Consider the following 11,146-nt stretch of genomic DNA (forward strand, 5'->3'; position numbering starts at 1 on the left):
CGGGAGAGTAGGTCGTCGCCGTAAACCTATTACAAAAACCCAAAAGCCCGTATATTACGGGCTTTTGGGTTTTTTATTTAGATAATTTTAAAAATCAATTTTTTAATCTTAGTTTTATTCATATTGCATTTTAATCCACAAAAGACACATATTATTTTATTTCACACTCTTATACGCCGTCTCATAATATAAAATATATGAGCGTTAGTGTTAAGAGAGTTTTTATTGTTGATGTCTCGGACCAAAGATTAAAAACGGTAAAAAAATTGCTTCAAGACGAGGGGCGTTCGGTCTTTGATTTTGTTCAAGACCAAAAATACTCAGATAACCCCCAAATCCAATATGTCTATATATTTCCGCCCTATGTTCCGATAGATTATAAACTGGCTAGCATGCTAAGCTATGGCAGCGTCGCGTTCGCTTTGGGATGTTTTGACCAGCAAGCCCGACAAACGCTCAAAGACAATAACATTACCGCGTTTTATTATAACGACGACGAAATTTTGGTTATGAAAAACGCCTATCTTACCGCCGAGGGAACATTGGCCGCAATAATCAACAACACCCAAAAGTCTCTAAAAAGCCAAAAGATATTGATTTTGGGCTATGGCAGGGTCGGCAAGGCCCTGACCAAACTTCTTGGCAATATAGGCGCGGACGCCAGCGTTGCCACAAGCGATGTTTATGAATTGGCGCACGCCGCAGTTTACGTGGATAAGACATATACGCTAAAAGATTTTACCGATGGGCTATCCAATTACGATGTAATTATAAACACCGTTCCAAAAATGATTTTAAAAGGAGATAAACTCCAACACATAAGAAAAGACGCTTTTGTTATAGACCTGGCTTCATTGCCGGGCGGGGTGGACTTGGACGAGGCGAATAAGCTGGGGCTTAACGTATTGCATTATTTAGGCGTTCCCGCCAAAACGGCCGCTATAACAGCCGGGCAATATCTATATGAAAGCGTAAAAAGGGCGTTGGAAAAAGTTTAAGAAAAACGATAGATATGAAAGGACTAAACATAGGCTGGGCAATGACGGGGTCGTTTTGCACGTTAAAAAAACATTTGCCCATTATAAAAACCTTGTCAGAGCATAACAATATTATCCCAATTTTTTCATTTTCGGTGGCAAATCTTGACACGCGTTTTACCAAGGCGGTTGATTTTTATAATGAAGTTTATGAAATCGCCAAAAACAAGCCCATTGTCACAATTGAAGACGCCGAGCCCATAGGCCCGCAGAGGCTTTTGGATATAGTCGTAGTCGCGCCTTGCACGGGCAACACTTTGGCAAAGCTGAACAACGCCATCACGGACACGCCCGTGCTTATGGCAATCAAGGCGCATCTTAGAAACGATCGCCCCGTGGTTTTGGCGCTGTCCACCAACGACGCGCTGTCTTCAAACGCCGTAAATATCGGGGGGCTTTTATATAAAAAGAATATTTATTTTGCGCCCTTTTACCAAGACGACCACCTCAAAAAAACGCGGTCTATTACATCCGACCTTGAGTCACTAATCCCTACTATTGAATTAGCGCTGCAGGGCGTCCAAATCCAGCCGATTATAAAAGGAGTTTAAAGATTTAATGAGCGGTTTGGCGGGATGGATAAGCAATAACATAGATTTGACAAAGCAAGAGCATGTTTTGTCAAAAATGTCTTTGACGCTAAAAAACCGCGGGCCCGACGATTGCGGGCAAACGGTCATGTACGATGCGGCGCTTTTGCACAGACGCCTTTGCATAGTTGACCCCAAAACCGCCATTCAGCCCATGACCAAAACATACAAGGGCGAAAAATACACCCTTGTCTATAACGGCGAGCTTTATAACACCCAGGAACTGTCGGCCGAGCTAAAAAGCCTAGGATATAAGTTTGCGGGGCATTCGGACACCGAAGTGCTTATATACGCCTACATACAATGGGGCGAAAATTGCCTTAATAAACTTAACGGGATGTTCGCCTTCGCCGTTTGGGAACACAATAACAAGCGGTTGTTTTTGGCGCGGGACCGTTTGGGCGCCAAGCCTTTGTTTTATTATTTGTACGACAACGCAAAATACGGTCAAGTAATTATTTTCGCGTCCGAAATAAAAACCCTTCTCCAAAACCCCTTAGTTGAAAAGATAGTTGACTTGGAAGGGTTAAGGCAAATATTTTTATTGGGCCCGGGCAAAAAATCAGGCAGCGGGATAATTAAAGACATACAAGAACTAAAGCCCGCGCATTATATGGTTTTTCAAGACGGCAAATGCAAGATTAACAAATACTGGAAACTGCAAGCCGCGCCGCACGAAGACAATTTGTTTATGACCATAGAAAAGACGCGCTGGCTTATGCTGGATTCTATCAAAAGGCAGCTTGTGGCCGACGCGCCTTTGGGCTGTTTTTTGTCAGGCGGCTTGGATTCGGGCATTATCTCGGCCGTGGCGGCGGCGATGTTTTTGTCCAAAGGCCAGCGCCTTATTACTTTTTCAGTTGATTATAAAGACAACGACCTGTTTTTTGAAAAAAACGCTTACCAGCCCGACAGCGACCAAAAATATATTTCGCAGATGTCGGCCTTTATCAAGAGCATTCACAATTATGTTACCTTGGACAACGAACAATTGGGCAAAGCGCTAAAAGAGGCGACCGAGGCGCGCGACGCGCCGGGCATGGCGGATATTGATTCCTCGTTGCTGCTTTTTTGTAAGGTTATCAAACAAAAACAAATCAAAATATGCCTATCGGGCGAGTGCGCGGACGAAATCTTTGGCGGATATCCTTGGTATCACGAACAAAATCTAGAAACAAACACTTTCCCTTGGTCCAAAAGTATGGATATCAGGACCAAACTTTTGCGCGAGCCGAGCGTTTTGAAAGACGCTTCGCAATGGGTAAGGCAGTGTTTTTTGGACACCATAAACCGAACGGATACTTTGCCGCAAGACAGCCCGCAAGAGAGACAAATGCGCCAGATGTTTATGCTAAACATAGAATGGTTTATGCAAACTTTGCTTGAGAGAAAAGACAGAATGAGCATGTATTCGGGGCTGGAAGCGCGCGTGCCTTTTTGCGATCATAGGCTGGTAGAATACGCGTATAATATGCCGTGGAAATACAAAGCCTACAACGGCAGGGAAAAAGGCATTCTGCGCGAGGCCGTAAAAGATATATTGCCTTACGATATAATCAAGCGCAAAAAAAGCCCGTATCCAAAGACATTTAGCCCAATTTATCTAAATTATGTAAAACAACAGGTTCAAGAAATTATCGGCAACCCGAACAAAATCATTAACGAGCTGATAGACAAAGAGTATGTCCAAAGCCTATTAAAAATAGAAGGCGATTTTGACCGCACCTTTTACGGCCAGCTTATGCGCCTGCCTCAGCTTTTGGGTTATATAATTCAAATAGACTATTTTTTTGAGTCCAAAAAATTAAGCGTTGTATTATAGCTTTTTGCAAAACAGCATGCCCTAAGCATTGCATTGCATTAACAATATTTTTTTGATATACTTCAAATATGATTTTTGTTCCCAAAACACCCAAAAATTTGGCGCCCAAAGCAAGCATAGGCGTTGTGGGATTGGGCTGCATCGGCGGGTCAATCGCCGGCGCGCTTTCCAAAACACAGCGCTATAATATTATCGGCGTGGATAAAGACAACGACACATTGCACTACGCTTTTGAAAAAAACATTATCCAGCTTGGAGACAGGGACATTAATATTTTGAAAGGCTGCGAGGTCGTATTTGTTTGCACGCCCATAGACACGGTAAGCCTAATTGTAAACCAACTCTATCGGATTTTGGGAACAAGCGCCATTATTACGGACGCCGCGAGCATAAAAGGCGCTATACTTGAAAACTTGCCCGAGGGCGTCAGGTTTGTGGGCGGTCATCCTATGGCGGGCTCGGAACAAGGCGGGATAAAAGCCGCCAAGGACCATATGTTTGAAAACGCGTATTATGTCTTGACGCCGCGCCCTAACACCCCAAAAGAGGATTTGGACTACATAATTGAGCTTGTAAAACAAATGCAGGCGCTGCCCGTAATTTTGGACAAGCAAACGCACGATATAACGGTCGCCAAGATAAGCCACTTGCCGCACATGGTGGCTTACGCTATGGTTAACGCCTGCATTGACAGCGATATAAGCAAAACTTTGGCGGCGGGCGGCTTTAGGGATATAACACGGATAGCCTCAAGCCCCAGCAAGATGTGGCTGGACATTGTTTCTTTAAATAAAGATAATATTTTGGCGCAGCTGGATAACATGATAAAAAATCTATCCGAGTTGTCCCACAACCTAAAAAACGACCAGCGCGACAAGCTAAAAGAGATGTTTGAGTCGGCGCGCCAAAAGCGCGACTCAATAGAAAAAGGAAATGTCGGATTTTTTTCGCTTAGGATAGACGTAAAAGATGTTCCGGGCATTATAGCCAAGATAACATTGCTTTTATATAAGAAAAAAATCAACATCAAAAACATCAATATTGAAAACTCGCGCGAGGGCGAGGGCGGCGCGCTTGTGGTTAGCTTTGAGGACGCGCGCGCGCTTGAAAGAGCCGAAGAAATTTTAAAAAAGAAAAAATTTGATATAAAAACGGAGTAAAACAAAAATGCGTTATCTTACCGCGGGCGAATCCCACGGCAAAGCGTTAATAGGGATTATGGACGGATGTCCCGCTAATTTGGAAATAACCGAGGAATACATAAACCTTCAATTACAGCGAAGGCAGCAAGGTTTTGGACGGGGCGAGAGGATGAAAATAGAAACCGACAAAGCCCAAATTTTGTCGGGCGTTAGAAATAAGCTCACTCTGGGTTCTCCCATAGCTTTGATGATAGAAAACCAAGATTATAAAAATTGGCAAGACATTATGGGCGCGAGCGAGTGCGACACGACCCAAAGAGTAGTCACTACCGTAAGACCCGCCCATGCCGACCTTGCTGGAGCCTTAAAATATAACCAAAAAGACGCGCGCAACATTTTGGAAAGGGCTAGCGCTCGCGAGACAGCCATGAGAGTGGCGCTGGGCGCTATCGCCCGAAAGTTTTTGGAAGAGCTAGGGGTAAAAATTTACAGCCATACCGTAATGATAGGCGGCATATATTCGGATTATTGTCCCAAAAACATAAAAGAATTGGAAAAAGCCGATTTAGACCCCGTAAGATGTTTAAATCCCGAAAAATCCCGATTAATGATTAAAAAGATTCAGCAAGCCCAGCAAGAAGGCGACACTTTGGGCGGAGAGGTTCAAGTAATAGTCAGCGGCATGGCTTGGGGATACGGCTCCCACGCGCAATACGACCAAAAGTTAGACGCGCGCATAATGGCCGATATCGCGTCCGTGCAATCGGTCAAAAGCTTAAGCATAGGCTTAGGAGCGCGCTACGGGCAATTGAGCGGGTTAGAAAGCCACGATCAAATCGGGTTTAAGAACAACAAGTTTTTTAGATATACCAATAACAGCGGCGGCATTGACGGCGGAATAAGCACGGGGGAAGATATAGCGGTCAATATCACGCTTAAGCCCGTTCCGACCACTATGCGCGGGCTGAGGACGGTTGACCTTTTGACACATAAGGAATGCATCTCACAAAAAGAAAGAAGCGATGTTTGCGTCGTGCCGGCGGCGGGCGTGGTGTGCGAAAATGTTTTGGCGCTTACGCTTATGGGTGTAATACTAGACACTTTGGGCGGCGACCATATGGACGAGGTTAAGCAAAGGTGGCTACAAAAACAGGCGACTGTTTTATAAATAAACATAAAAAAACATCTAAACAAGACGCCAATAAGGAGAAATTAAGATGAGCCAAACAAAACAAATAGAAGAGCTTATACCCATAAAAATAAAATCGGGGCTTGGCTATGACATTATCATAGGACAGGAATTGGACGACTTAATTATAAACGAGTTTGAGGGCAATGTCTTTGGCGTCGTGGACCAAAACGTATATGACATTTACAACAAAAAATATAACTTTGACCGCCTAGGCGACAGGCTTTATGTTTTAAAAAGCGGCGAGCAGTCAAAACAATGGAAATACGCCCAAGCAATCGCGCGCAAAATGCTAAATAGCGGCTGCAACCGTCAAACAAAAATGATAGCGGTAGGCGGCGGGGTTACGGGCGACTTAAGCGGCTTTGTCGCGTCCATTTTTATGAGGGGCGTAAAAATCGTGCATGTGCCTACCACTTTGCTTTCTTGCGTGGATTCCAGCATAGGCGGCAAAACGGGCATCAATCTTGACGATTACAAAAACATTTTGGGCGCTTTTTATCAGCCGTCCAAGATACTCATCAGCGCCAATTTTATTAAGACATTGCCTTTGCGCGAGATAAAATGCGGCATTGGCGAGATTATAAAGACGGCGCTAATAAGCCAAAAAGTTTTTGAATATTTAAGCGCCAACATCTCCAAAATCTTAATACTGGACCAGCAGGCGATTTTTAATGTCATAAAATTATGTATTGAATTTAAAGACTATATTACTTCTTCGGACGAGAGGGAAGCCTCGCTTAGAAAGATTTTAAACTTAGGGCATACCATAGGGCACGCGCTGGAGACCGCCAACAAATTTAAGCTCTCCCACGGCGAATACGTGCTATGCGGAATTGAGCTAGAATCCAAGATAGCCAGAAACCTCGGGATTGTTGACGAGGAGTATTACAAGACCATAATGCATTTTTTAAGATTGGTCTCCACGCCCAAAATAAAAATAAAGAACATAGACCACCTTATAAAAATAATGAAAGCGGACAAAAAGAACGCAGAAGGAAAAATAGATTTTATCTTTGCCAAAAACCAAGGCGAAACCCAAGAATATTTATTGGAGCCTGACAGGCTTAAGACTTTGCTGGAGGCCGTCGTATGACAATCAAGCCGCTCAAAAACATAAGCGGGGCTTTTGACTTGCCCGGGGACAAATCAATTACCCACAGGGCGATTATGCTTAACGCGATCGCCGAAGGCGAGGCAAAAGTCTATAACGCGCTTTTGGGCGATGATTGTTTGGCTACGATAGAATGCATGGCAAAACTAGGCGCCAGGATTTCAATAGAGCCCGATTATATTGCGGTCGCCGGCGCCAAAAAAATCAAAAACTCGCAAGAGCTTTTTGTGGGCAACAGCGGCACCACTATTAGATTATTGACAGGGCTTTTGTGCGGCGCGGGCGTGAGCGCCGAGTTGGACGGGGACGAGTCTATCAGAAAGCGCCCGATGAACCGCATAATTGAGCCTTTGGGCATGATGGGCGCGAAAATAACGGCGTCCGAAGGCGGATACGCGCCGTTAAAGATAAAAAGCGCCAGCCTAAAAGGCATAGAATACAAAATGTCAATAGCGAGCGCGCAGGTCAAAAGCTGCCTATTGCTAGCCGGGCTTTTTGCCGATGGCCCCACGACCATTATAGAACCCGTCAAAACCCGCAACCATACCGAATTGATGCTTACGGCGATGAGCGCGGACATAATTACTCGCAGGAACAAAATTATAATATCCAAGTCCAAGCTAAAATCCATAGATGTTTATGTCCCGGGCGACATATCAAGCGCGGCGTATTTGATGGTTTTGGCGACTATTTTACCGGATTCTTATATAGTATTAAAAAATGTGGGCGTCAATCCTACACGAACGGGCATTTTGGATATTTTGAAAATTTGCGGCGCCAAAATTACCATGCTTAACCGCAGAACGACGAGCGAAGAGCCTGTTTCGGATATGCTCATCCAGTCGGCCGACGAGATTAAGCCTTTTGTAATCGGCGGCGATTTAATACCAAGGCTTATTGACGAGATTCCTATCTTGGCGGTGCTGGCGTGTTTTGCCGACGGTCAAAGCGTCATAAAAGACGCGCAAGAACTAAAAGTAAAAGAATCCAACCGCATAGACACCACGGTCAATATGCTCAAAAAAATGGGCGCAAGGATAGAGGCCACCAACGATGGAATGATTATAAACGGCTCGGGCGCGCTAATGGGCGGCGTGGAAATTGACGCGGGCCTTGACCACAGGCTTGCCATGTGCGCGGCTGTGGCGGGCGCCGTTTCATTAGACGGCGTTAAGATAAAAAACGCCCAAATAGCCGATGTCAGCTATCCGGGCTTTTACAAAATCTTTGAGCGGGGCGAGCAATGAAAAAATACGCGCTGTTGGGCGAGGATATAAAATATTCCTTTTCGCATATCACGCATCAAGAAATCGCCAAGCTAGCCAATATTGACTTGCGATACGATATTTTATCCGTCGCGCCTCAAGCCTTTACGGGCGCGGTCAATAGGCTTAAGCAAGGCTATGACGGGTTTAATATCACCAAGCCGTATAAGCTTAAAATCTTGCCTTACCTTAGCCAAAACCATTCCAAAACGCAAGCTGTCAATACGGTCAAGGTTCTGGATGGCGAATTAATAGGCTATAACACCGACGGAATAGGTTTTATGCGTTCTTTAGAGTTTCATAACATTATTATAGACGGGGATTGCTTAATATTGGGCGCGGGCGGGGCCGCCAGGACTTTGGCGTATGAGCTTGATAAAGTCTGCGATGTTTTTATTTATAACCGCACCAAGCAAAAAGCTTTGGATATAATAGAAGACTTAAAACTAAAAAACACGCGCTGGGCCGATTTGGCGTCGCTAAAACCAAAGATTATTATCAATTGCACTACTTTGGGACTTAACAACGAAATGAGCTTGCCAGAAGAAGTAAACTTGCAAAATGTTCAGGTTTTTTACGATACGATATACAATCCGCCGTTGACGCCTATGTTAAGATTGGCCCAAGAGCTTGGCAAAACCGCGGTTAACGGCTTGGCAATGCTGTTTTTTCAGGCGCTGGAAGCGCAAAAAATTTGGAATAATATTAACCTTAATAATAAACAAATCAGCGAGGCATTGAAAAACATATGCGGCAAAGTAAAATAAAAATTTTGATAATCAACGGAGTTAATCTCAATATGCTGGGCAAGCGCGAGCCGCACATATACGGGACTCAGACTTTGGACGATATAAACGCCCAAATCAAAGCGGCCGCGCCCGAGGGCGTGCAACTGGAATTCTTTCAGTCCAATCACGAGGGCGACATAATAGACAAAATTCACAGCGCGGACGCCGACGCGTTAATTATCAACGCGGGCGCGCATACGCATTACAGTTACGCCATTTACGACGCGTTAAAGTGTATTTCAATACCCAAATATGAAGTGCATATGTCGGATATTTTCAAAAGGGAAGAAACATTTAGGCACAAGTCGGTTTTGACGCCCGCCGTGGACCAGATGTTTTTCGGCAAAGGCGTCAACAGCTATATTGAGGCGGTTTTTGCCGCTTATAATAAGGTGAAAAAATGACCAAGTTAGGAAAAATCATAGATTATATGAACGCCATAGCGCCGCCCGAGCAAAAAGAAGAGGGCGATAATATAGGCTTTTTGGTGGGGCGCATAAACAGCCAAATTACCAAATGCGTCCTGTGCCTTGACGCGACTTTGGAAGTAATACAAGAAAGCGCGCAGATAGGCGCACAGCTGATTATAAGCCACCACCCTTTTATATACAAACCGATAAGCACGATAACCGACCAGACATTGCAAGGCAAAAAGATATTGTACGCCATAAAGCATAATATCAATATATTTAGCGCGCATACCAACTTGGACGCAAGCGAACAAGGTATAAACGACTACATAGCGCGCTTGCTTGATTTGCAAAATGTCCAAAGATTTGACGTCCAAGACTCGCCTTGGCAAGGCGGCAGGATAGGCGACTTAAAAGAGCCCATTGCCTTGATTGATTTGGCGAATAAGCTAAAAAATATCTTTGAAGACGACAGCGTAAGGCTAACAGGCAAAAAGGACAAGCTAGTCCGAAAAATAGCTTTTATCTCGGGCGGGGCGGGCAAAACCGAATACTTGCGCGCGGCGATTGATATGGGCGCGGATTGCTATATCTCGTGCGACTTTTCGCACCACGCGGCCTTGGAAGCGCAGGAGAGGGATTTTGGATTAATACTGTGCAGTCATTATTGCATGGAACGCGTTATTCTAAAGCGCTTGCAAGAGCTGCTGGCAAATAGGTTTGATACCGTCCAGTTTATAATATCGTCCAAGGAGAAAAACCCGATAGATACTATATGAGAAACATCGTTTTGATAGGCATGATGGGGACATTTAAAACTTCTGCCGGAAAGATTGTCGCCAAAAAGCTAAAAAAAGACTTTATTGACACCGACAAAGTCTTATCCAAACGCTTTGGGATGAGCATTAACCACTATTTTAATAAGTTCGGGGAACAGTCTTTTAGAGAACAAGAGTATCTTTTGTGCCAAGAGCTTGCCCAAAAGGGCAATTTGGTAATATCCACAGGCGGAGGAATAGTCAAAAACCCTGAAAATATCCATCTGCTAAAACAAAACGGCATCATAATATGCCTTATGGCAAGCGCCGAGCAAATATACTCGCGGGTAAAAAATTCCAAGACCCGCCCATTGCTTAATTGTCCCGATCCTTTGGGACGCATCAAACAAATACTTACCGAAAGGGAACATTTATATATAAGCCTTGCCGATACCGTTATACACAATGACTATATGACGGCCTCCCAGACGGCGCAAAAAATAATAGAATATATCCAAGAAAATTCTTTATAGATTGTGGTCCAATTCAATATTCGCGTATTTTTTGAGTTTGTTGATATACTTTTGTTCGCCGCAAAGCACAATATCGTCGCCCTATTCAAAGACGGTGCCGCCCTCGGGCGTTATGATGACATCGTCCCCGCGCTTGATTAGCAATACCGTTACATTTTGACGCTTTCTAAGGTCTAGTTCTATCAATGATTTTTTGGCCCAAATTTCGGGCGTTTTGATTTCTATAATGCTAAAATTAGGCGTTAATTTGGCCAGTTGCAAGATATTGGGGCTGGTCAGCATATCGGCGACTTTTTCGCCCACATATTCTTCGGGGAAGATTACAGCGTCCGCGCCCACTTTTTGCAAAACCGTTTTGTGAAGATTGTTATTGGCCTTTGACATGACATATCGGGCGTTTAGCTGTTTGCACAAAAGCGTGACAATAACGCTCGCTTCAATATTGCCGATACAAACAATGCAAGCGTCAAAATCCGACACATTGATTTGTCTTAGCAC

General features: G+C 44.3%; 12 protein-coding genes. 11 read left to right on the forward strand and 1 reads right to left on the reverse strand.

Translation table 11 applies throughout. The features are described from left to right. The first annotated feature begins 197 nt into the window (after positions 1 to 197). The 11 genes from GX756_06140 to GX756_06190 all read left to right on the forward strand — a co-directional run bounded on the left by GX756_06140 (position 198) and on the right by GX756_06190 (position 10,648). Complete coding sequence (locus tag GX756_06140) at positions 198 to 998, forward strand: hypothetical protein (GenBank protein ID NLC17439.1); 801 nt, start codon at positions 198 to 200, stop codon at positions 996 to 998. A gap of 8 nt (positions 999 to 1,006) precedes the next feature. After that, the gene (locus GX756_06145; protein NLC17440.1) at positions 1,007 to 1,588 is read left to right on the forward strand and encodes a dipicolinate synthase subunit B; all 582 of its coding nucleotides are present in this window, start codon (positions 1,007 to 1,009) and stop codon (positions 1,586 to 1,588) included. Between the two features lie 7 nt (positions 1,589 to 1,595). After that, entirely contained in the window at positions 1,596 to 3,449 is a 1,854-nt protein-coding gene (asnB, locus tag GX756_06150; GenBank protein NLC17441.1) for an asparagine synthase (glutamine-hydrolyzing), read from the forward strand. A 68-nt stretch (positions 3,450 to 3,517) separates the two neighbouring features. Continuing rightward, complete coding sequence (locus GX756_06155; protein NLC17442.1) at positions 3,518 to 4,609, forward strand: prephenate dehydrogenase/arogenate dehydrogenase family protein; 1,092 nt, start codon at positions 3,518 to 3,520, stop codon at positions 4,607 to 4,609. Between the two features lie 7 nt (positions 4,610 to 4,616). Continuing rightward, entirely contained in the window at positions 4,617 to 5,759 is a 1,143-nt protein-coding gene (aroC, locus tag GX756_06160; protein NLC17443.1) for a chorismate synthase, read from the forward strand. Positions 5,760 to 5,808: 49 nt separating this feature from the next. Next, positions 5,809 to 6,876 carry a 3-dehydroquinate synthase gene (gene aroB / locus GX756_06165; GenBank protein ID NLC17444.1) on the forward strand — a complete coding sequence of 356 codons (1,068 nt, stop codon included), beginning with the start codon at positions 5,809 to 5,811 and terminating at the stop codon, positions 6,874 to 6,876. Beyond that, positions 6,873 to 8,141 carry a 3-phosphoshikimate 1-carboxyvinyltransferase gene (aroA, locus tag GX756_06170; protein NLC17445.1) on the forward strand — a complete coding sequence of 423 codons (1,269 nt, stop codon included), beginning with the start codon at positions 6,873 to 6,875 and terminating at the stop codon, positions 8,139 to 8,141. Before aroB ends, aroA begins: the two co-directional genes overlap by 4 nt. Beyond that, positions 8,138 to 8,926 carry a shikimate dehydrogenase gene (locus GX756_06175; GenBank protein ID NLC17446.1) on the forward strand — a complete coding sequence of 263 codons (789 nt, stop codon included), beginning with the start codon at positions 8,138 to 8,140 and terminating at the stop codon, positions 8,924 to 8,926. Before aroA ends, GX756_06175 begins: the two co-directional genes overlap by 4 nt. Continuing rightward, positions 8,908 to 9,351, forward strand: a complete 444-nt coding sequence (locus GX756_06180; protein ID NLC17447.1) for a 3-dehydroquinate dehydratase — start codon at positions 8,908 to 8,910, stop codon at positions 9,349 to 9,351. Before GX756_06175 ends, GX756_06180 begins: the two co-directional genes overlap by 19 nt. Beyond that, entirely contained in the window at positions 9,348 to 10,136 is a 789-nt protein-coding gene (locus tag GX756_06185) for a Nif3-like dinuclear metal center hexameric protein (protein ID NLC17448.1), read from the forward strand. Before GX756_06180 ends, GX756_06185 begins: the two co-directional genes overlap by 4 nt. Beyond that, entirely contained in the window at positions 10,133 to 10,648 is a 516-nt protein-coding gene (locus GX756_06190; GenBank protein NLC17449.1) for a shikimate kinase, read from the forward strand. Before GX756_06185 ends, GX756_06190 begins: the two co-directional genes overlap by 4 nt. Before the next feature lie 81 nt (positions 10,649 to 10,729). Here GX756_06190 and GX756_06195 read toward each other — a convergent pair. Continuing rightward, positions 10,730 to 11,146: TrkA family potassium uptake protein (locus GX756_06195; GenBank protein ID NLC17450.1), on the reverse strand; the 417-nt coding region annotated here is incomplete at its 5' end.

This window comes from Clostridiales bacterium (assembly GCA_012512255.1).
Classification (GTDB): Bacteria; Bacillota; Clostridia; order Christensenellales; family DUVY01; genus DUVY01.

Bases quoted from the DNA above. Each gene is read 5' to 3' on its own strand.
- GX756_06140 (NLC17439.1), top strand. From the start codon at position 198: ATGAGCGTTAGTGTTAAGAGAGTTTTTATTGTTGATGTCTCGGACCAA.
- asnB (NLC17441.1), top strand. From the start codon at position 1,596: ATGAGCGGTTTGGCGGGATGGATAAGCAATAACATAGATTTGACAAAG.
- GX756_06155 (NLC17442.1), top strand. From the start codon at position 3,518: ATGATTTTTGTTCCCAAAACACCCAAAAATTTGGCGCCCAAAGCAAGC.
- aroC (NLC17443.1), top strand. From the start codon at position 4,617: ATGCGTTATCTTACCGCGGGCGAATCCCACGGCAAAGCGTTAATAGGG.
- aroB (NLC17444.1), top strand. From the start codon at position 5,809: ATGAGCCAAACAAAACAAATAGAAGAGCTTATACCCATAAAAATAAAA.
- aroA (NLC17445.1), top strand. From the start codon at position 6,873: ATGACAATCAAGCCGCTCAAAAACATAAGCGGGGCTTTTGACTTGCCC.
- GX756_06175 (NLC17446.1), top strand. From the start codon at position 8,138: ATGAAAAAATACGCGCTGTTGGGCGAGGATATAAAATATTCCTTTTCG.
- GX756_06180 (NLC17447.1), top strand. From the start codon at position 8,908: ATGCGGCAAAGTAAAATAAAAATTTTGATAATCAACGGAGTTAATCTC.
- GX756_06185 (NLC17448.1), top strand. From the start codon at position 9,348: ATGACCAAGTTAGGAAAAATCATAGATTATATGAACGCCATAGCGCCG.
- GX756_06190 (NLC17449.1), top strand. From the start codon at position 10,133: ATGAGAAACATCGTTTTGATAGGCATGATGGGGACATTTAAAACTTCT.